20 protein-coding genes are annotated in these 19,214 nt (G+C 53.6%); 8 read left to right on the plus strand and 12 right to left on the minus strand.

Annotated elements, in window-relative coordinates; all coding sequences use genetic code 11:
* Positions 1–3: 3 nt before the first annotated feature.
* From emrA to A7983_RS13190, 5 genes are all read right to left on the minus strand, one after another.
* Positions 4–1,179 (minus strand): multidrug efflux MFS transporter periplasmic adaptor subunit EmrA, encoded by a 1,176-nt coding sequence (gene emrA / locus A7983_RS13170; RefSeq protein ID WP_005975639.1) that lies wholly within the window; start codon positions 1,177–1,179, stop codon positions 4–6.
* A 277-nt stretch (positions 1,180–1,456) separates the two neighbouring features.
* Entirely contained in the window at positions 1,457–1,972 is a 516-nt protein-coding gene (gene mprA / locus A7983_RS13175; protein WP_005975641.1) for a transcriptional repressor MprA, read from the minus strand.
* Positions 1,973–2,161: 189 nt separating this feature from the next.
* Entirely contained in the window at positions 2,162–2,491 is a 330-nt protein-coding gene (gene ygaH, locus A7983_RS13180; RefSeq protein ID WP_005975643.1) for an L-valine transporter subunit YgaH, read from the minus strand.
* On the minus strand, positions 2,488–3,219 hold the full coding sequence (locus tag A7983_RS13185; RefSeq protein WP_005975645.1) for an AzlC family ABC transporter permease: 732 nt from the start codon (positions 3,217–3,219) through the stop codon (positions 2,488–2,490). The genes ygaH and A7983_RS13185 overlap by 4 nt, the downstream gene beginning before the upstream one ends.
* Before the next feature lie 170 nt (positions 3,220–3,389).
* A complete protein-coding gene (locus A7983_RS13190; protein ID WP_005975647.1) occupies positions 3,390–4,610 on the minus strand; it encodes an MFS transporter in 1,221 nt (406 codons plus the stop codon).
* 160 nt (positions 4,611–4,770) lie between these two features.
* On the opposite strand from A7983_RS13190, the gene A7983_RS13195 reads away from it, so the two are divergent.
* A complete protein-coding gene (locus A7983_RS13195; protein WP_005975649.1) occupies positions 4,771–5,931 on the plus strand; it encodes a lactonase family protein in 1,161 nt (386 codons plus the stop codon).
* Positions 5,932–5,991: 60 nt separating this feature from the next.
* Here the strand turns inward: A7983_RS13195 and proX are convergent, their stop codons facing one another.
* The 3 genes from proX to proV all read right to left on the minus strand — a co-directional run bounded on the left by proX (position 5,992) and on the right by proV (position 9,676).
* The gene (proX, locus tag A7983_RS13200; RefSeq protein WP_039477747.1) at positions 5,992–6,996 is read right to left on the minus strand and encodes a glycine betaine/L-proline ABC transporter substrate-binding protein ProX; all 1,005 of its coding nucleotides are present in this window, start codon (positions 6,994–6,996) and stop codon (positions 5,992–5,994) included.
* A 237-nt stretch (positions 6,997–7,233) separates the two neighbouring features.
* The gene (proW, locus tag A7983_RS13205; protein ID WP_005975653.1) at positions 7,234–8,481 is read right to left on the minus strand and encodes a glycine betaine/L-proline ABC transporter permease ProW; all 1,248 of its coding nucleotides are present in this window, start codon (positions 8,479–8,481) and stop codon (positions 7,234–7,236) included.
* Positions 8,474–9,676 (minus strand): glycine betaine/L-proline ABC transporter ATP-binding protein ProV, encoded by a 1,203-nt coding sequence (gene proV / locus A7983_RS13210; RefSeq protein WP_005975655.1) that lies wholly within the window; start codon positions 9,674–9,676, stop codon positions 8,474–8,476. Before proV ends, proW begins: the two co-directional genes overlap by 8 nt.
* Before the next feature lie 657 nt (positions 9,677–10,333).
* Between proV and A7983_RS13215 the strand changes: the two genes are divergently transcribed.
* Positions 10,334–10,918, plus strand: a complete 585-nt coding sequence (locus tag A7983_RS13215) for a hypothetical protein (RefSeq protein WP_005975657.1) — start codon at positions 10,334–10,336, stop codon at positions 10,916–10,918.
* Positions 10,905–11,027: a hypothetical protein gene (locus A7983_RS24655; protein WP_257785294.1), complete on the plus strand. Its 123-nt coding sequence runs from the start codon at positions 10,905–10,907 to the stop codon at positions 11,025–11,027. The genes A7983_RS13215 and A7983_RS24655 overlap by 14 nt, the downstream gene beginning before the upstream one ends.
* A gap of 38 nt (positions 11,028–11,065) precedes the next feature.
* Here the strand turns inward: A7983_RS24655 and hpxZ are convergent, their stop codons facing one another.
* From hpxZ to A7983_RS13235, 4 genes are read right to left on the minus strand one after another with little or no spacing between them, the layout of a single operon-like run.
* Complete coding sequence (hpxZ, locus tag A7983_RS13220) at positions 11,066–11,452, minus strand: oxalurate catabolism protein HpxZ (protein ID WP_005975659.1); 387 nt, start codon at positions 11,450–11,452, stop codon at positions 11,066–11,068.
* A gap of 11 nt (positions 11,453–11,463) precedes the next feature.
* Complete coding sequence (locus A7983_RS13225) at positions 11,464–12,861, minus strand: AtzE family amidohydrolase (protein ID WP_005975661.1); 1,398 nt, start codon at positions 12,859–12,861, stop codon at positions 11,464–11,466.
* Positions 12,858–13,064, minus strand: a complete 207-nt coding sequence (gene hpxX / locus A7983_RS13230; RefSeq protein WP_005975663.1) for an oxalurate catabolism protein HpxX — start codon at positions 13,062–13,064, stop codon at positions 12,858–12,860. The genes A7983_RS13225 and hpxX overlap by 4 nt, the downstream gene beginning before the upstream one ends.
* A gap of 25 nt (positions 13,065–13,089) precedes the next feature.
* A complete protein-coding gene (locus A7983_RS13235) occupies positions 13,090–14,694 on the minus strand; it encodes a gamma-glutamyltransferase family protein (protein ID WP_005975665.1) in 1,605 nt (534 codons plus the stop codon).
* A gap of 197 nt (positions 14,695–14,891) precedes the next feature.
* On the opposite strand from A7983_RS13235, the gene A7983_RS13240 reads away from it, so the two are divergent.
* The 5 genes from A7983_RS13240 to A7983_RS13260 all read left to right on the plus strand — a co-directional run bounded on the left by A7983_RS13240 (position 14,892) and on the right by A7983_RS13260 (position 19,180).
* Positions 14,892–15,731 (plus strand): MurR/RpiR family transcriptional regulator, encoded by an 840-nt coding sequence (locus A7983_RS13240; RefSeq protein ID WP_039477745.1) that lies wholly within the window; start codon positions 14,892–14,894, stop codon positions 15,729–15,731.
* Between the two features lie 608 nt (positions 15,732–16,339).
* On the plus strand, positions 16,340–17,125 hold the full coding sequence (locus A7983_RS13245) for a transporter substrate-binding domain-containing protein (RefSeq protein WP_039477803.1): 786 nt from the start codon (positions 16,340–16,342) through the stop codon (positions 17,123–17,125).
* A gap of 12 nt (positions 17,126–17,137) precedes the next feature.
* Complete coding sequence (locus A7983_RS13250; RefSeq protein ID WP_005975673.1) at positions 17,138–17,806, plus strand: amino acid ABC transporter permease; 669 nt, start codon at positions 17,138–17,140, stop codon at positions 17,804–17,806.
* Entirely contained in the window at positions 17,803–18,456 is a 654-nt protein-coding gene (locus tag A7983_RS13255; protein ID WP_005975675.1) for an amino acid ABC transporter permease, read from the plus strand. The genes A7983_RS13250 and A7983_RS13255 overlap by 4 nt, the downstream gene beginning before the upstream one ends.
* Positions 18,437–19,180, plus strand: a complete 744-nt coding sequence (locus tag A7983_RS13260; protein WP_005975677.1) for an amino acid ABC transporter ATP-binding protein — start codon at positions 18,437–18,439, stop codon at positions 19,178–19,180. The genes A7983_RS13255 and A7983_RS13260 overlap by 20 nt, the downstream gene beginning before the upstream one ends.
* Positions 19,181–19,214 lie beyond the last annotated feature (34 nt).

Genomic DNA, 19,214 nt, shown 5'->3' on the forward strand with positions numbered 1-19,214 from the left:
CGATTAACCGGCATTGGCCTGAATAATGGCGCTAATGTCTTGGTTAACGGGGGCGAGATCCAGCGTCAGTGCATCACTTTGGTAAGCTGGCGTGGTGCGTGATGTTTCTGCTAATGCGCTGCCTTCTGTATTGGCGGTATCGACATTCACTAACGCTGACAGGCCGATGCGCAACGGATGTTCGGCAACCTGCTTCGGATCGATCTCAATACGCACAGGCAGGCGCTGGACGACTTTAATCCAGTTTCCTGTCGCGTTCTGGGCAGGCAGCAGAGAAAACGCGCTACCGGTTCCCATATCGAGGCCGACCACTTTTCCCTGATACACGACATCGTCACCGTAGATATCTGCGATCACGGTAGCGGGCTGGCCGATGCGCATATTGGCTAACTGCGTCTCTTTGAAGTTAGCATCGACCCACAGGTGATTGGCGGGAACCACCGCCATCAGCGCTGAGGTTGAGGAGATGCGAGCGCCAATCTGCACGCTGCGGCGTGAGATGTAGCCGTCAATCGGGCTGACGATTTTAGTGCGTTGTAGCGCCAACCAGGCATCGCGCATTTCTACAGAGGCTTGCTGTATGGCGGGTTGCTTCTCCAGCGGCGTATCCAGAATCATCGCCTGATTCGCTTGATATTGTTGTCTGGCAACTTCCAGCGCCGCTTTGGCGGTCGCGACGGCATCGCGAGCATGCTGTACTTCTTCACGCCCGATAGCATTCGCGCTGCCCAGGGCTTCACGGCGGCTTAAGTCACTTTGCGCCTTGTTCAGTTCAGTCTGACGCAGCTCGATGTTGGCCTGATATTGTTTGCTGTTGATAATCAACTGATGCGTTTGGCGCACGCTGTTAGCCAATGCGGTTTTCGCGCGCTCGAATGCCTGCTGGGCATCGGTAGGATCCAACTCCACCAACACCTGTCCCTGCTTAACAAAGTCGGTATTGTCGACGTTCACATGCGTCACGCTGCCTGTAACCTGTGCCATTATCTGAATCTGGTTGCCTGCGATGTAGGCATCGTCAGTGCTTTGGTGATGTCTGAGCACCAGAAACCAGTAAACTAGCCAAGCACAGCCCAGCGCGACGAAAATAAATGTCAGCAGCGATAACACTCGCTTCCGCTGCTGTTTCTTGTTTCTTTGCGGCGTCTGCGGCACCTGATTTTCCACACTTTCACTCATGCTATTCTCTCTTTTTATTTTCTTTGTATCGGCCAGTGCGCCAGACGGAGCCGCCTGGCGATAGTCGCAATGAATTCATATTGCTGTGCAGCCTGGGGGCGTTTTCAGATTGCCCGCCCAGAGCGTGAGATTGCCGTTGTGCTAAGCCGCAGGTTGCTGCTGCGGAAAGATCATGTGTATTTTTCGCAGCAAAATTCACCTGCCCGATACATCAGCATCGGGTCGTTTCGGGTGAAAGAAAAAGGCGCTGGTTATGATTTTTGTTGTTGTTTTTCTGCTATACGTTGTCGAAATCGTCCATTTCATCCAGCCGAACCAAGAGCTTTCTCATCAGCGTTTCAAGCTGTTTTTTCTCGCCGGATTCAAGTGCTGAACAAAGAACGTGGAGGCTGCTGTGCTGTGGTGGAATCAATTGACCAAGAAAGGCTTTGCCTTCTTCTGTTAGATGCAGATGCAGGCAGCGTCTGTCACTGCTGCTTTCGCGCCGCTCTATCCAGCCTCTTTTCTCCAGATCGTCAGCGATGCGTGTTGCATTGGTACGTGACGACCCCAGTGCGGCACTGAGTTCGGACGGCTGAATACTGTAAGACTCTTGAGATTCCAGCGTCAGCAATGCCATGAAAAGGGTTTCATTGATGCCCTGATCTTTCAGCATTCTGTTTCTATTTTCCAGGATTTTGCCTTGAACATGCATGAATAGACGCAGTAGCAAGACTTCCTGACGTGGGAAACCGGGTTTGCGTGAAGCACGCAGATCGAGCATTTGTTCTATAGGAGTGAATGAACTGTCCATTTTTTATATAAACCTCATTAATCACGGCATGCATAGTAACTAATGTTACTAAATGGGTAAACGGCATTCGGGTGGGAAATTGTGCTTATTTATGTGACAGAAAGTAAGCGGAGAATGACCGAAGGTAAGGATTATTCGCCATTTACTTTATTTAAATCAAAATCTTATTTGATAATTTTCGCTGCGGATTCAGAGCAATTTGAAAGCAATGCCGTAGCAGAGTGCTCCCAGTAACGTCGACAAAACGATACTACGGGTTTTATAAAAGCAGGCTGTCAGCGTAATAAAACCCGCCAGTGTTGGCAGTAGCTTTTCGTGATGCACGAGAATATCCGGCACGCTGGAAACGATCAGCAGCGCACAGATGGAAGCAATGCCGATGCTATCAAGCAACAGGGCTTTTTTGCCGCGTTGCAGCGAACCGGAGGCGCGTGAGGCGCTGAGTCTCAGAGGTAGATAGCGAAAGAGATAGTTCACCAGCCCCACAATCAGCCCAATAAGAACGACTTCTGTACTCATGTGTTCACCTGCGGTGTGGCGGTGTTAACCAGCGACGCCAAACAGCCGCTGAGAATACCGAGCAGTATGGCGGCCGGGATGGAGGAAAGCAGCAGTCCAAGCAGCGCTCCGCCCAGTGCGCAGGCGACAACCAGACTCTGTTTTCGCTTGAAAGAGGCGAGCAAAAAGCTCAGGAAAAGCGCGGGTAGCATGAACGATAGCGCGGCTTCGACGGCAGGGTAGTCATCCAATGGGCCGTTACCAAACACGGCACCGATCACCGTGCCGAGCACCCAGGAGAGCCAGGCTAAAAGCGATACGCCCATCATCCACTCTTCTGACCAACGTCGGTTATCTTTCGCCAATCGAGTAGCTGCTGCCGCAAACACTTCGTCCGTCAAGCCGAACGCCCACAGTGCGGTTTTCCGGGTCGGCAGCCGCTGTGTAATGCGATGCCGCAGTGCGGGCCCATATAGCACATGGCGAACATCCATCGCCATGACGGTCAACGCTGCTACCCAGATGGACATACCTGCGCTGAGCAACGCGGTGATGACGAACTGGCTGGCACCCGCGTAAATGATGCACGAAAGAAAAATGCCTTCCAGCGGAGTAAACCCTAATTTGACGGCATTCATGCCAAATGCGAATGCTACAGGCATATAGCCGATAACAATTGGCACACTATCAAATACGCCTTCGCTAAAAGACGCCGGCTTTTTCGGTGTAGCGGTGGTTAATGTATTCACTGGCCTGATATTTTTTTGCACTTAAAGGAAACTAACCGGTAACACTAGCAAAGCATTACCGGAATTTCACGTTATTGCTGAACGGGCGTGATGGTTTTGGACGCAATTTTCTCAGGAGAAACTATCTCAAATGAGATGATCTCAATCGAGATAGTTTCAAACAAGCGCGGCTACGGCGCCGCCATTGCTTCCTGCGTCTCGTGATGATGGCTGCGCCACCACACCAGCAGGTTCAACAGGCTGATAATGCCGCCAGCGGCACATACGCCCAGCCAGCCCCACTGCTGATAGGCCGATGCGGAGAGAAGCGATCCCAATGCGCCGCCGATGAAATAGCTGGTCATGTAGCCTGCCGTCAGGCGATTACGCGCTTCCGGCATCATACGGTAGATCACACTCTGGTTGGTGACGTGCACGCCCTGAACCGCCAGGTCCAGCACGATGATGCCAATGAGCAGCGCCGCCACGGAATGAATACCGAGCGCAATAAAGCCCCACGACAGCAAAAGCAGGATAATCCCAACGCTGGTGGTCGGCTTGGCTTTGCCCTGATCGACCAGACGCCCCGCGCGCGATGCTGCTAATGCGCCCGCTGCGCCAACCAACCCGAACAGGCCGATAACACCTTCGGAATAACCGTAGGGCGGCGAGGCCAGCAGGAATGCCATCGAGGTCCATAGAATGCTGAAGTTGGCAAAGGACAAACAGCCCAAAATGGCGCGTGTACGCAACATCGGCGTGGTGGAAAACAGACGAAATATGGAAGTAAGCAGTTGCGGGTAGTTCAGCGTGTTTTGCTGAGGAATACGCGGCAACGCCCGCCACAGAATCAGCGCCATGATGACCATCAGCGTGCTGGCAACCCAGTAAACGGTGCGCCAGTCACCGAGTGAAGCCAGCGCACCCGCGACGGTACGCGCCAGCAGAATCCCCAGCAGCAGGCCGCTCATAATCGTGCCGACGACCTTACCGCGCGTTTCTGGCGTTGCCAGCGTGGCGGCAAGAGGAACCAGCAACTGCGCGACAACGGAGAACAAGCCAGTTAACGCGGTGCCAGCAATCATGATCCAAAGTGTGGGCGCGGAAGCGGTGATCAGCATCCCGCCTGCGGCGAGCAGCGTCATGCCGACAATCAGCGTTCGGCGTTCAAACATGTCCCCCAGCGGCACTAAAAACAGCAGGCCAACGGCATAACCCAACTGTGCGGCGGTGACAATGAATCCCGCCTGATTAACGGAAAGCGCAAAGACTCTGGCAATCGTCTCCAGCAGCGGTTGGGCATAATAGTTACTGGCGACGGCAAGGCCAGTCGCAATAGACATAATCAGGGTCAAAGACAGGCTAAGCCCTGGTTGTTGTGTAGAGGATGCAGATTGTTGCTGAAGAGGCATAGTGTTTGAACGTTAATATGATGTTAAAAGCAGAAGCGATAGTATCCGGCAGAGCCTAATGAGATGCCAGAATATCTTTGTGCTTATTAAGTTTGTTTTGTTTTTAATGAGATTGATTTAGCTTATTGCCAGCGTCATAACACTATCGACAGGGGACAGTATGTTTAAGCATTATCAGGTGTTTAAGAAAAACAGCATTGCAATGCTAATGGGATGTGCACTGCTGCCAGCAGCGGCACTGTGGTCGATGGGCGCGCAGGCAGTCACGGCGGTTTACGTCTCTGCTGCCACTGACGGCGCGATCGATGCCTACACACTCAATACGCAAAGCGGCGAATTGACCGCTACCGGGAAAGTTGCTGCTGGTGCAAAAGTGATGCCGATGGTCATTAGCCCAGATAAATCATTCCTCTATGCTGCCACGCGCGGTATCCCCTACTCGGCAGTCAGCTATAAAATCGACGCCAAGAGCGGTGTACTGAGCCCGTTAGGTAAAGCGGAATTACCGGACAGCATGGCTTACATCTCTACGGATCTCACGGGAAAATGGCTGTTCAGTGCGTCGTATGGCGGCAATAAAATCGCGGTTAATGGCATTGATAAAGACGGCAAGGTCAACGCGAGTGCGGTCACTGTGGTGCCGACAGGCGAGAAAGCGCACAGCATTATTGCCGATCGCAAAAATAAGTTCGTCTTTGCCAGCAATCTCGGCAGCGACCAAATTGTACAGTTCCGGTTTGATGCGAAAACGGGCACGCTGACGCCGAATGAGCCAGCCGAAATTAAACTGCCTGAGGGGAACGGGCCGCGCCATTTGGTGTTCTCACCTGATAATAAAACGCTCTACGTGAGCAACGAATTGTCCGGCAAAGTTGCGCGTTTGGCGCTGAATGAAAAGACAGGACAGCTTACGCTGTTGGATTACACCGAGACCGTTCCGGCCGACGCAGGAATGCGAGCGGGAACAATCGCGCCGGATAAAAAGAACGCCGATAGCCGACCGCAGATCTGGAGCGCCGATTTACGCCTGACGCCAAATGGAAAATTCCTGTACGTATCGGAACGTACCAAAAGCACGATTACGCTGCTGCGGGTTGAGCCGAAAACGGGTCAGTTGAAATACATTACGCGCTATCCAACAGAAACGCAGCCACGCGGTATTCAGATCGATCCAAGCGGGAAATTCCTGATCGCCAGCGGCGAAAAATCGACATCGCTGTCGGTGTATCGCATCAATCAGGATAACGGGGATTTAGTGCGAGTCGGACAATACCCGACCGGAAAAGGCGCGAACTGGGTCGAAATCGTCAAACTGCCATAATTGCCCTTTAGCAATAAAAAGCGCCTCTTTCGCGAGAAAGGGGCGCTCATCGACAGGAGATTATTTCGCTGCGTCAGCGGCGGTTTTCACCCAGCCGTCAAACAATTGCTGGTGGGCTTTGATCCAGCCATCAACATGACGTTCGATATCTTTCTGTGAACCCTGACCTTCATGCATACGCAGATTCTGCGCATTCACATCGGCAATCGGCAACTTCATGATGGCGAACAGCTTCGCCGCTGCGGGGTTTTTCTCGGCCCACGCTTTATTCGCGGCAATCTTCATCGTATTAACGGGGAAGCCATAGTCGGCACCGTTTGGCAGCTTGGTGCTGACATCCTTCATTTCACCCGGTTGAGAAGAGAAAGGTACCTGCAACCAGACTACGTCACGTCCCGGCACCAGCACATCACTGACCCAGTACGGCGTCCACGTGTAGTACAGAATCGGCTTGCCTTCTTTGTAACGGGTAATGGTATCGGCGATCATCGCCGCATAGTTACCCTGATTATGCTCGACCGTGTTGGTTAAGCCATAGGCGGGAAGATGGTGGTTGATGGCTGCTTCACATCCCCAGCCTGGCGTACAGCCCGTCAGATCGGCTTTGCCGTCGCCGTTGGTATCAAACAGCTTGGCAATTTTCGGATCTTTTAGCTGCGCGATATTGGTGATTTTGTATTTTTCAGCCGTTTTCTTGTCGATCAGATAGCCCTGAGCGGCACCGGAGACATATTCACCCTGACGGTAGAATTTCGCGTCCCCACCGGCAGCTTTATATTGGTCGGCGTGTAGCGGATCCCAGTTAACCGCGATAAACGTCGCATCGCCAGAGGCGATTGAGGTGTAGGCGACGTTGTAATCTACTTCACGAGGAGATTGCACGTCATAGCCGAGCTTTTCCAACGCGCGGCTGACCAGCAGCGTCTGGAACGTTTCCTCGGAGATGGTACTTTGCACCGGAATAACCGAAATACCTTTACCCGGTTGCGCGGTGTCAGCGGCGTAAACCTGCGTACTCAACAGTGCGGTAGTCAGGGCGGCGGCCCAAAGTTTGGTGTTACGCATCATGATTCCCTCTGTTTTTATACCCGTCATACTTCAAGTTGCATGTGCGTTGGCCGTGCTCAGTCACCCGAATCACTTACCTATGTAAGCTCATCGGGATGCCTTCCCTTGCCGCCTGCCTGAAACTCGAATTATTTAGGGCAAATTGTAAGTGTGGCTAATAAAATTAATGTGTGGATAAACCGAATAGTGAATGTCGCCGCCTGTCTGACGTATGCCAGACAGGCGGGACGAGCGTTACTGCTTGATGAAGGGACGGGTCAGCAGGCCAATCGGGCCGCTGGCGTACCAGCTTTTGTTGCCCTTGCTGCGACGATCGCGCCCCAGAGACTGGGTAAGACGGTCAAGAATAATGGCCAGAATAACAATCCCGACCCCGCCGACGGCAGCCAGACCCATATCCAGACGGCCAATACCGCGCAGTACCATCTGACCCAGACCACCCACGGCGATCATCGAGGCGATCACCACCATCGACAGCGCCAGCATCAGCGTCTGGTTTACACCAGCCATGATGGTTGGCATGGCCAGCGGCAGTTGAACCTTAAACAGCATCTGGCGTGGGCTGGCTCCGAATGACTCAGCGGCCTCAACCAGATCGGCTGGCACCTGGCGAATACCCAGAATCGTTAAGCGAATAATCGGCGGCAGGGCAAAGATAATGGTCACCACCACCCCCGGCACGTTACCGATACCGAACAGCATGACGATAGGCACCAGATAGACGAACGCGGGCGTGGTCTGCATGGCATCGAGCAGTGGACGGATAATCTTGGCCGCTCGTTCGCTACGCGCCAGCCAGATCCCCATGGGGAGCCCGATGAGTACGCAGAAGAACAGCGCGGTCAGTACCAACGCTAACGTGATCATCGCCTGTGACCAGGCACCAATTGCGCCAATCGCAATCAGTGACAGCAGGGTAGCCACGCCCATGCCGAGGCTGGACATCTGCCAGGCAATCAATGAAAACACCAGAATGGCAATCGGCGCAGGCATTCCCAGCAGAAACTGCTGGAAGCCGCCCAGAATAAAATCGACCGGCACGCGAATGCCCTGGAAGATCGGCCTGAAGTGCAGCACAACCCAATCGATACCGTGGGTGACCCAACTGTCCAGCGGGATCAGCGTGTCCTTAAACGGATCGAGCAGATTGAAATGCTCAGGCGTTGCGGGGGCGGTGCTGTTTAGCCAGTCACTGCCGGATTGCGCAGCTTGATGGGCCGCATCGGTAACACCATCGGGAGCCGGAGCGCTGCTCCAGGCATCGCTGCCGTTAGCCGGTGTATCCTGAGCGGAGGCACCAGTAGACCACGGATCGCTCTGCGGCATGCTGTCAGGCGTCGAGCTATCAGCAGGCGCGCTCTGCGTGCTGGTTGCCCACGGATCGCTTTGTGCGGCGCTATTAGCCTGCTCAGGAGCTGCATTTTGATCGGCAGGCTGATTTTGTGCCGTGGTGTCCCACGGATTTGAGGTCGATTTACTCATTGGTCACTCCTTCCTTATCCAGTGCCTGTAGCAGCATTCCTTTGGAAATGATGCCAATGTACTCATGGTTTTCGCCGACAACAGGAACGGCACAGGGAGCCTGTGCGACCTGAGAAATCAGCTCGTTGAGTGACATATCTGCGGGCACGGGAGCAGGTTCGGGCAGTAACGCCTGTTCCAGCGGCTGCTGTTCTTTCAGCGCCTGCTTCAGTGAATCAATAGACACAATGCCAATGAAGCGTTTTCCGCCTTCCAGTACGTAGCCGTAATCACGGTCTTCGTCCTGAAGGATTTTTAGTGCAGAACGTGGCCCCACGCCGGGAGTTTTACGGATTAAGGTGACCGGGCGACGACGGGCGATATCCTTAGCGCTAAACACATGGCTGATATCGACACCGCGGAAAAAGGTGCGCACATAGTCATTGGCTGGGTTATTCAGGATCTCATCGGGCGTACCGACCTGAATCACTTCACCGCCGTGCATGATGGCAATCCGGTCACCGATGCGCATCGCTTCATCCAGATCGTGTGAGATAAAGACGATAGTGCGTTGATGACGGGACTGGAGTTTGACTAGCTCATCCTGCATTTCTGTACGGATCAGCGGATCGAGCGCGGAGAATGCCTCATCCATCAATAGGATATCGGGGTCATTCGCTAACGCACGCGCCAGACCGACGCGTTGCCGCATCCCGCCGGACAGTTCATCCGGGTAAGAAGCCGCGTAGGCTTCGAGCCCAACCTGTTGTAACGCATCCAGCGCTTTTTGCTCACGTTCCGCTTTCGGTACACCAGCCAGTTCCATACCAAATGCGGTATTGTTGAGGATGTTCAGATGTGGCATGAGCGCAAAGGATTGGAACACCATACTGATCTTCTTGCGGCGCACGTCGCGCAGCGCGGCATCAGATATCCTGGAGATATCCTCACCGTCGATCAGCACCTGACCCCGAGTGGGTTCGATCAGACGATTGAGAAGGCGTACCATGGTTGATTTGCCGGAACCGGATAATCCCATGATGACAAATATCTCGCCTTCTTCAATGGCCAGACTGGCATCTTTTACCCCGACAGTAAGCCCTGTTTTTTCAAATACCTGATCTTTACTCAGGCCTTTATCAATCAGTTTAAATGCTCTGTCTGGGTGCTCGCCAAATATCTTATAAAGGTTCTTTACTTCAAGTTTAATTGCCATGAAATTATTGTTTTCCTGTGTCGTTTATAATTCTATAACCTAACCCTGATAATGATTAAACATAATCTACCCTAACATACTCAGATTCTGAGACAACCCTTTATTGCCTCAATGCAACCTCCTGTTAGGCCAATATTAGCGATAGCGGTAACGTGATTATTGCTATGTTATCTTCATGATTTATGTGATCTTTATGATTTTTGGTTTGAAAGATAATTCTTTTTATAACAGTGCGTTACCTGTTGGTTTTTACGTATTGGATTAGCGGCTGATATAACCTTTTCTGATTGTGGATAAACCGCTATTTATAGTGAATTCCACTAATCGAATAATAGGATAAATAAATCAAAATTTTTGGTTCATAGGCACTCAAATAGGCCGACGTAGGTACATTTTTTACTTATGATATCTGCCGGTATTTTATACAGTATAGCAGAGATATAATGGGTAAAATGATTGCGTTAATTCCCACCAATAAATGAGAGTGTTCTGAATAATATATTCTTCATATATACGTGAATAGTGCAGTCTGTCAGTCAGTATGTTGCGTTGTTTTGAAAATTGCGAAGCAGCACCAGAAAGAGGAATAAGAGCATTGTGGGCTGAAAGGTATTTTGGTTATCTGCTCATCTGATTTCTGCTAAGGAAAAGCTAAACGTGGTCACTTGGGAATACCATGATTTCGAAGACTATACAGGGAATGGTGAGCTGCTTATACGTCAGTTTATCGTTGGTGGCATGGTCTATGCCATTGGTTTCCAGAAACTCCAGTCAGCGGACGAATTGCTTAATAAAGGGATTGATGAGAAACATAACATACCTGGTTTTCAAATGCCCCGGTCGGGTCTTTGGACGGTGGCTTTTGATAAAGTTGAGAATCAAGAGCGTTTGGAAGCTTATCGGCATGTTGAGCTCAATTCTGGGCAAATTCTAAAGGTGATTACGTCGGTTGCCAGAGCGATTTTTGACCACTACAATGTTTCCCGATCGGGTGCTTACTATTGGTGCGCCGCCCCCGACCTTTCGGGGAAAAGGAAAATTGATCTCACGGATTTATATGATGGTTTACTGGGGTTAGCAGGGAAAAGCAGATTTAACATTCGTATCCCAGGTATGCAGTCATTTAATCGACTTGGTTCAGATAGGAGAAGCTATGTCATCCTCACTCGATATTACGACGTTAAGTCTTCAGGAACAGGCATTTTTCGCCTTGGGGAAAACGCTGCAAATGGCGGCGCGTGAGGTGATCGAGCGTAAGTTGGCTTCAGGTGAATATGTGCTTATTGATGGCAAATATTATCTGGCTTCAGACGCACCGAAACAAGCAGATAAATCGATGGCTGACGACTGACACAAACGCTGCATGCAGATCGTTTGTGTCTTTTATTGTCACTCGCTCATCACGCTGACGTGGGCAGCGACAATACGCCAGCCTTCGGGCATTTTGACCCAGGTCTGCATTTGACGACCAACCTTCGTGCTGCCAGTGCGGGTAAACTCGGTGCTGGTGACGGCCATATCATGACCGTAGGTGGTGATGACCGTATTACGCAGGGTTCTGTCCAGACCGGAAGAGGGGCGAGCGAGGCGAAAGGCACGAATTTCCTCGATCCCATATAGATTTTCTCCCGCCCCGTAGCGCACCGTTTTTTCATCGTGCCAGAACAGCTCATCCAGCACCGCAATGTCGTTACCGATTAAGGCTTTTTCGTAGCGATAAAACGCGGCGGTCACATCGGCCAGCACATCCGGCTGATTGCTATCGTCAGGCAACATATTTTCTTTCCTCATAAGGTATAAGTGATGCCCTGCTGCTCAAGCGCCCACGCCGTCCGCAGGCAAAGATCCTCGCGCCACGGTGCGGCAATAATCTGAATACCTATCGGCAGGCCGCTGGCGGTTGCTACCGGCACCGTTACGACGGGTAACCCGACGAAAGAGATCGGCTGTGTCAGCATACCCATACTGGCGCGGACGGGCAGATCGGTACCATTAATACGCATGATTTCCTGACCAATAAGCGTGGCGGAGCAGGGCGTTGCGGGGGCAATCAGCAGGTCGGTGTGTTCAAACAATGCCAACGTTTGTTGACGAAAATAATTGCGGAAGCGCTGGGCTTGCACATACCAGGCGGCGGGGATCATCGCGCCAGCCAGCAGCCGCTCGCGTGACAGTGGCTCGAAACGCTCAGGCTGAGTGCGTAAGTCTGGCAAATACTGATTTCCCCCTTCACTGGCCGACAGAATAAAAGCGGCGCTGCGTGCCAGTGCGGCGTCGGTTAACGTCAGGCTGTCCTGTGCGCCCAGCGCTAGTGCGATCTGGCGGACGGCGGCTTTGGCTTCCTCGCTGGACCATGTGGAGAAGTAGCCATCCAGCACCGCGTAGCGCAATCCATCGCTGCCAGTTTCCAACTGTGTGGCGGTATGCTGCGTTTCTCGTTCTGTCTGAAAACGATCGTGCTTGTCGCGACCTTGTAGTGCATCGAACACCAATGCCAGATCGTCTACGCTACGTGCGAATGGGCCGATGTGGTCGAGACTGGCGACAAACGGGTGGCTACCGTGGCGTGATAAACGGCCAAACGTCGGCTTCAGCCCGAAAATGCCGCAGAGCGACGACGGCACGCGGATCGAACCATTGGTGTCGCTGCCCAGCGTGAAGTTAACCAACCCTGCGGCGACGGCGGCAGCCGATCCGCCAGACGAGCCTCCTGCAATACGCTGTGTGTCGAGCGGGTTACGCGTGGGGCCGTAATGGCTGTTCTCGGTGGTAAAGCCATAGGCATAGGCGTCCATATTCAACATGCCGGACAGCAGCGCGCCCTGACTGGCAAGCTGACGGATGGCAAAAGCATCCTGTGCGGCGGGTGGTCGTTGGCTGAAAAGCTCGGCCCCCGCCAGCGTGGTTTCGCCGCTGACATCAAACAGGTTCTTTACGGCATAAGGCACACCAGCCAGCGCCGGTAAGGTTTCCCCGCGCTGACGGCACGCGTCGATGCGCCCAGCTTCTGCCAACATGCGTTCGCCGGTGACGTGGGTATAGGCATTAATCGTCGGATTGCTCTGCCCAATTGCGGCTAGTGCCTGCTGTGCAAGCTCTTTGGCGGAGAACATTCCAGCCTGCAAGCCTTGCTGAATTTGCCGGATGGATAACGATGAGGACGCGCGTTTGGCGTATAAACTCATAGCGTATAAGCTCCTAGCGTATAAACCCCGGCAATATCCTGATGCTCATCGAGGGGGAATTCCATCAACGGTTGTGCCATGGCGTGGATGCGGCTGAATTGCACCAGCAGTTCCTGACGTCGTTCCTGGCTGAGTTGCAGAGATAGCAGCGTTTCCATCTGTTGCAGATACGCCGCCAGTGCGTCTTGTTCGATCATCGTCATTCTATTTTCTCCCGGTTAAGTAGGACTAAAAGCCTGCCGCGCTGCCGTTGCTGCGTGGATCGAAAGCGCCTTCCAGCATGCCGTTGGTGTGGCGGACGATGGCACCTGCGTGACCGACGGTTTCGCTAAAACTGCTCAATAGCTCGACGTCATGCCCTAGCTGACGCAGGGCATCTACGGTGGCAGGTTTAAAGCGATCTTCGATCTTCAGCGTGTCGGAGGATTGTCCCCAGGTGCGACCCAGCAGCCAGCGTGGAGCGGTAATCGCCTGTTGCAGCGGCAGTCCTTGCTGGACGTGACGGATAAAGATAGCCGCCTGCGTCTGCGGTTGTCCGTCTCCGCCCATCGAGCCATAGACCATCGTGCGTCCGTCGGATAAACGTGCGGCGGCGGGGTTTAAGGTATGAAAAGGCTGTTTGCCCGGTTCTAACGCCAACAGGTGCGCCGGATCGAGGCTGAACGAGGCACCGCGGTTCTGCCAGAGCACGCCAGTTCCCGGTAGCACAACACCGCTGCCAAATTCGTGATAAATACTCTGAATGAAAGAGACGCACAGGCCGCTGCTGTCGCATACGCCCATCCAGACGGTGTCACCGGGGCCTTTACCTTCTCCCCACGATGCGGCTTTTCGCGTATCGACCTGTCGCGCCAGTGCACCAAGCACATCGTTTTCCAGCAGCGCCTGAACATTTTGCGTCATCAGTTTGGGATCGGTAATGAAGCGGTCACGCAGGCCAAACGCCAACTTGGTCGATTCGACAATACGATGGATCGTCTGACTATCGTTCAGATCTTCCATTTCTAAATGATCGGTCAGTCCGAGGATTGCGAGGGACACCAGACCCTGCGTCGGCGGCGCGAGGTTATAGATATCGCCTTTACTGTGTTTCAGCACCAGCGGCGTGGTTCGCTTGGCGCGGTAGTTCGCCAGATCGTCAGCCGTCAGCGGCATCCCGAGCAGCGCCATCTGCGCCGACAGCCGGGCGGCGACGGAGCCGCGATAAAAACTGTCCAGCCCTTCGATGCTCAGCGCCGTTAAGGTATCCGCTAAGTCAGGCTGCGTGAAACGGCTACCTGCACGCGGGATATTTCCCTGCGGCATAAAGAGTTGGCTAAAGGCGGGAAAATCGCTCAGTTCGTGATAGCGCTGAGTGAGTGCATCTTCCTGTGATTGTGTGACGGGAATACCGTCGGCCGCATAGCGAATCGCGTCAGACAGCAGACGAGCCAGCGGCATCGGCGTGCTGTCTATTTCTTGTGAATTTTCCAGCTCTTGTGAATAGTCCAGCGCTTCCTGCCAGCCGCCGACGGTGCCTGCGACCGTCAGTGCCGCTTTCGGGCCGCGGTGCGGAATGCGGCTTTCGCCCTGATAGTACTCGCGGCAGGCCAGCGACCCCGCCGCACCGCTGGCATCAATAGCAATGGGGTCACCGTGTGGCGGCACTATCAGCCAGAAACCATCGCCGCCGATCCCGTTCATGTGTGGGTACACCACGGCAATGGTTGCCGCCGCAGCGACCATGGCTTCAATGGCGTTTCCGCCTTCACGCAGAACAGCCAATGCGCTGGCGCTGGCTAAATGATGAGGTGCCACCGCCATGCCCAGCGGGGCGGTATTACTTTGCATCATTTCGAGATTCCTTTTTATGTAGGGTAGTGTGAGTTGCTCTATTAACCCTAGCTATAAGCAAACGGCGTTCCAGTTTTTCGGTACAGCGTAAAGTCGGTATACGGTGCCAAAAGGTGTATCTGTATCATCCTGACAATCCTGTGCTATGTTCTGCGCAATGAAACAAACGTTACAGCGCGCGCAATGGACGAGAGACGATGATGCAAATAGATGAACGATTACGGGATCGCTATAGCGAGCTTTCACCGCAGGAACAGCGCGTCGCGGATTTCATCTTCGATCACTTTGACGATCTGATCAGTTACAACAGCGCTGAGCTGGCGCGGTTGAGCGGCGTCTCGAAAGCGACCGTCAGCCGCTTGTTCAAACGACTGGGCTACCCCAGCTACCGTGACATGCGCGATGAGCTAAGAACGTTGCGCCAGAGCGGGATGCCGCTGGCGGATAACCGTGATGCGGTGCAGGGCAATACGCTGCTGGCGCGGCATTACAAACAGGAAATGGCGAACCTGACGCAGTGGATAAACCAGATTGACCCCGTACAGTTTGGTGCGGTGATTCAGGCGCTGAAGCAGGCGCAGCGCCTGTGTCTGATCGGGCTACGCAACAGCTATCCGGTCGCGCTGCACCTGCGGCAACAACTGCTTCAGATTCGCCAACAGGTCACACTGCTGACGCAGCCGGGGCAGACGCTATCCGAAGAGCTGGTCGATCTCACGGCGCAGGATGTCGTGATTGTGGTGGCCTTTCGCCGTCGTCCACGGCTAATTCAGCCGCTGCTGGTGCAACTGCAAAAACGCGGCGTGCCTGTACTGCTGCTCTGCGAACCGCAGGTGAGTGCGCTGATGCCGTTGGCAACCTGGTCGCTGTGTGTCCCGCTGGACAGCGTATCGGCGTTTGACAGCTATTCATCCGCCATGAGTCTGGTGAACGTGATCAGCAATGCGTTATTGCATGAAATACTGCGTGATGGACGCCAGCGCATCCACCAGATTGCGGATCTTTATGGTGAACTGGATGAGCTTGAACAACGCTGATGGTGCGTTAGCGTGGTGCTTTTGCACTTTAATAGTGCATTCCGAACGGTTGTTATATAGCCATGCAGATCGTTTCGGGCGTGATAGCTCTGGATTATTTTTGTGACGCAACGCCACGCCCGACATAGGGCAGCTCAAACGCCGCTTGCCCTATGAACCCAGGCTTTTTTCGCGGAATCACGCCGCTTCGCGATACCTTCGGCGTTCATGCCCGCAATACGGACCGCCAGCGACGCGCTCCCTGCGCGGCGCTGACTTTCGCGGCGTCCATGCCGCTCATCCGGCGGTCATGCTCACCTCAGCGTAATTCTTTACGCTAATAAGGCATAAAAAACACAAGACTCAGGCGTGGTGCATGAGTTGCATAAATGATCTCTCTTCAACCACGCCCGAAACTGTTCACCAATATTCCATATCCACAGCTATGCCATATTTCAGCACAATTTTCTGACCTTCTACGTTGTTCCTCATCGCCAAGAGTACGAATGGAATCTGGCACACTCCTTGCTTAGTATTTGTAACGATAGTTTCAATATTTGTTTTTAAAGAACCTTTCGTTTCAATTACACTAACCGGGGGCAGAGACGATGTTGATCAATAAACTGGGCATCAAAAAAGGGTTACTGGCGGTGATGGGTGCGGCAATGTTACTGGTTCAGGCCAGTAGCGCGATGGCCGATCAGTTACAGGATATCGAGAAGCGCGGTGTGCTGCGCGTTGCGGTGCCGCAGGATTTCCCACCGTTTGGATCGGTTGGCACCGATCTGCAACCGCAGGGCTATGACATCGATATCGCCCGCTATCTGGCGAAAGAGATGAAACTAAAGTTGCAACTGGTTCCGGTAACCAGCGCCAACCGCGTGCCGTATCTGCAAACCAACAAGGTCGATCTGGTTATCTCCAGCCTGGGTAAAAATGCCGAGCGTGAAAAAGTGATCGATTTCAGCCGCGCTTATGCGCCGTTCTTTCTGGGGGTATTCGGCCCGAAAGACAGCGCGTTAGCCTCGTCAGAAGCGCTGGAAGGGAAGAGTATTGGCGTCACACGCGGTGCAGTAGAAGATATGGTCCTGACGGAAACGGCGCCGAAGGCCGCACAGATTAAGCGCTACGAAGATAACAACACCACGCTGTCGGCGTATCTGTCAGGACAGGTGGAATTCGTCGCCACAGGGAATCTGGTGGTTGCCGCTATCGCCGAGCAGAACCCGACTAAAGCCCCCGTCGCGAAGTTTATGCTGAAAGATTCGCCGTGCTACATCGGGCTGAAGAAAGACGAGCCTGCGCTGAAAGCGAAAGTCGACGCGTTGATCGAACAGGCGTTGAAAGACGATACGCTCAATAGCCTATCGGAAAAGTGGCTGAAAGCACCGTTGCCAGCCAGCATCAAAGCGTAACAGGAGCGCGCCATGACCTATCAGCTTAATTTTTCCGCACTGTTGCCGTTCTGGCCTGAGCTGCTGGCGGGGCTGTGGGTCACCATTGAGCTGACAGTAATGGCAACCCTCGGCGGCATCGCCATCGGTATCTGCGGTGCGGCCTTGCGTAGCGGCAAGCCTACCCTGCTGAGTCGGCTATGGGGGATCTACGTCGAGCTGATCCGCAATACGCCGTTTGTGGTTCAGTTGTTCTTTATCGTCTTTGGCTTGCCGAGTTTGGGTTGGAAGCTGACTGCCGGGCAGGCTGCGCTGTTGGCAATGTTGATTAATCTTGGCGCGTACAGCACCGAGATTATCCGCGCAGGGATTCAGGTGACGCCGAAAGGCCAGTGGGAAGCCGCTCGCGTGCTGGGGCTGACGCGGATGCAGACTTTTCTACGTGTGATCCTACCGCCTGCGCTCCAGCGAATTTATCCGGCGCTGGTCAGCCAGTGCATTATCGTCATGCTGGGATCGTCGGTGGTGTCGCAGGTGTCTTACGAGGAACTGACCTTTGCCGCTAACCTGATTCAGTCCCGTACTTTTCTGAGCTTTGAAGTGTATCTGGCGACCACGCTGTGTTATCTCGTGCTGTCTGTTCTGATGCGGCAACTCTTACTGCTGGCGGGGCGGCGTTTCTTAGGGAGTCAGCAATCATGACATTTACCGATTGGGATATTGTGCGCAACCTGCTGCTGGCGGCGCGTTGGACGCTGCTATTGTCGCTGACGGCCTTCATTGGCGGTGCGCTGGTGACGTTTCCGCTCATGCTGCTGCGGTTGACCAAGCGTAAGTGGCCGACGCGATTTGTTCATCTGTATTCCGAGCTATTTCAGGGCACACCGCTGCTGATGCAGTTGTTTCTCGCATTTTTCGGGCTAGCACTGTTCGGTATTGATGTCAGCCCATGGACGGCGGCGGCACTGGCGCTGACGCTGTTTACCAGCGCCTTTCTGGTAGATATCTGGTGCGGCAGCGTAGAAGCCTTGCCGAAAGGGCAGTGGGAAGCGTCGCGCTGTCTCGGGCTGGATTTCGGCCAGACGCTCTATCGGGTGATTGCGCCGCAGGCGATGCGTATCGCCATCGCGCCTACTGTTGGGTTCTCCGTGCAGGTAATTAAAGGCACCGCGCTGGCATCGATCATCGGGTTTATCGAACTGACCAAAGCGGGAACCATGTTGAATAACGTGACCTATCAACCGTTTAAAGTGTTCGGATTGGTGGCGCTAGGCTATTTCCTGATGTGCTATCCGCTCTCTTACTACAGCCGCTATCTGGAGAAGAAATTCAATGCCGCTCATCACCATTAATCAGGTTCAAAAATATTACGGTCAGAACCATGTCCTGAAAGGCGTGGATCTGGATATCGAAATCGGTGAGGTCATTTCGATCATCGGGCGCAGCGGCTCCGGTAAAAGCACGCTACTGCGCTGCATGAACGGTCTGGAAGGGTATCAGGATGGCAGCATCAAGCTGGGCGGGATGACCGTCACCGACAGGGATTCACAGGCGCGGGAAATTAGCCGCTCGGTCGGGATGGTGTTCCAGAATTTCAATCTGTTTCCGCACATGACGGCGCTGGAAAATGTGATGTTGGCACCGCGCCGCGTGCTGGGTAAAAGTGCGGCGGAGTGTCAGGCGTTAGGTGAACAGATGCTCAACAAGGTCGGGCTGGGCGAACGCCTTCATTATTATCCCGGCAATCTGTCGGGCGGTCAGCAGCAGCGCGTCGCCATTGCCCGTGCATTGGCGATGAATCCAAAAGTCCTACTGTGTGACGAAATTACCTCGGCACTCGATCCTGAATTAGTCGGCGAAGTGCTGAAGGTGCTGGAACAGCTTGCCGCAGAAGGCATGACGTTGATTCTGGTTACGCATGAAATGAATTTTGCCCGTGAAGTGGGCGACCGCGTGGTGTTTATGCATCAGGGTACGGTTTGGGAGCAGGGCGACAGTAAAACACTGTTCGCTAACCCGCAGACCCGCGAACTGAAACAGTTTATCGCCTCGGTTCGAGGATTATCGGAAGCGTAATGACGCTTTTCGAGTGTGTAAGTCGAAAAAAAAG

The organism is Pectobacterium wasabiae CFBP 3304 (assembly GCF_001742185.1).
Lineage (GTDB): Bacteria > Pseudomonadota > Gammaproteobacteria > Enterobacterales > Enterobacteriaceae > Pectobacterium > Pectobacterium wasabiae.

Excerpts from the sequence above, each read along its gene's own strand:
- emrA (WP_005975639.1), bottom strand. The coding sequence starts at position 1,179 with ATGAGTGAAAGTGTGGAAAATCAGGTGCCGCAGACGCCGCAAAGAAAC.
- mprA (WP_005975641.1), bottom strand. The coding sequence starts at position 1,972 with ATGGACAGTTCATTCACTCCTATAGAACAAATGCTCGATCTGCGTGCT.
- ygaH (WP_005975643.1), bottom strand. The coding sequence starts at position 2,491 with ATGAGTACAGAAGTCGTTCTTATTGGGCTGATTGTGGGGCTGGTGAAC.
- A7983_RS13190 (WP_005975647.1), bottom strand. The coding sequence starts at position 4,610 with ATGCCTCTTCAGCAACAATCTGCATCCTCTACACAACAACCAGGGCTT.
- A7983_RS13195 (WP_005975649.1), top strand. The coding sequence starts at position 4,771 with ATGTTTAAGCATTATCAGGTGTTTAAGAAAAACAGCATTGCAATGCTA.
- proX (WP_039477747.1), bottom strand. The coding sequence starts at position 6,996 with ATGCGTAACACCAAACTTTGGGCCGCCGCCCTGACTACCGCACTGTTG.
- proW (WP_005975653.1), bottom strand. The coding sequence starts at position 8,481 with ATGAGTAAATCGACCTCAAATCCGTGGGACACCACGGCACAAAATCAG.
- proV (WP_005975655.1), bottom strand. The coding sequence starts at position 9,676 with ATGGCAATTAAACTTGAAGTAAAGAACCTTTATAAGATATTTGGCGAG.
- A7983_RS24655 (WP_257785294.1), top strand. The coding sequence starts at position 10,905 with ATGGCGGCGCGTGAGGTGATCGAGCGTAAGTTGGCTTCAGGTGAATAT.
- hpxZ (WP_005975659.1), bottom strand. The coding sequence starts at position 11,452 with ATGTTGCCTGACGATAGCAATCAGCCGGATGTGCTGGCCGATGTGACC.
- A7983_RS13225 (WP_005975661.1), bottom strand. The coding sequence starts at position 12,861 with ATGAGTTTATACGCCAAACGCGCGTCCTCATCGTTATCCATCCGGCAA.
- hpxX (WP_005975663.1), bottom strand. The coding sequence starts at position 13,064 with ATGACGATGATCGAACAAGACGCACTGGCGGCGTATCTGCAACAGATG.
- A7983_RS13235 (WP_005975665.1), bottom strand. The coding sequence starts at position 14,694 with ATGATGCAAAGTAATACCGCCCCGCTGGGCATGGCGGTGGCACCTCAT.
- A7983_RS13240 (WP_039477745.1), top strand. The coding sequence starts at position 14,892 with ATGATGCAAATAGATGAACGATTACGGGATCGCTATAGCGAGCTTTCA.
- A7983_RS13250 (WP_005975673.1), top strand. The coding sequence starts at position 17,138 with ATGACCTATCAGCTTAATTTTTCCGCACTGTTGCCGTTCTGGCCTGAG.
- A7983_RS13255 (WP_005975675.1), top strand. The coding sequence starts at position 17,803 with ATGACATTTACCGATTGGGATATTGTGCGCAACCTGCTGCTGGCGGCG.
- A7983_RS13260 (WP_005975677.1), top strand. The coding sequence starts at position 18,437 with ATGCCGCTCATCACCATTAATCAGGTTCAAAAATATTACGGTCAGAAC.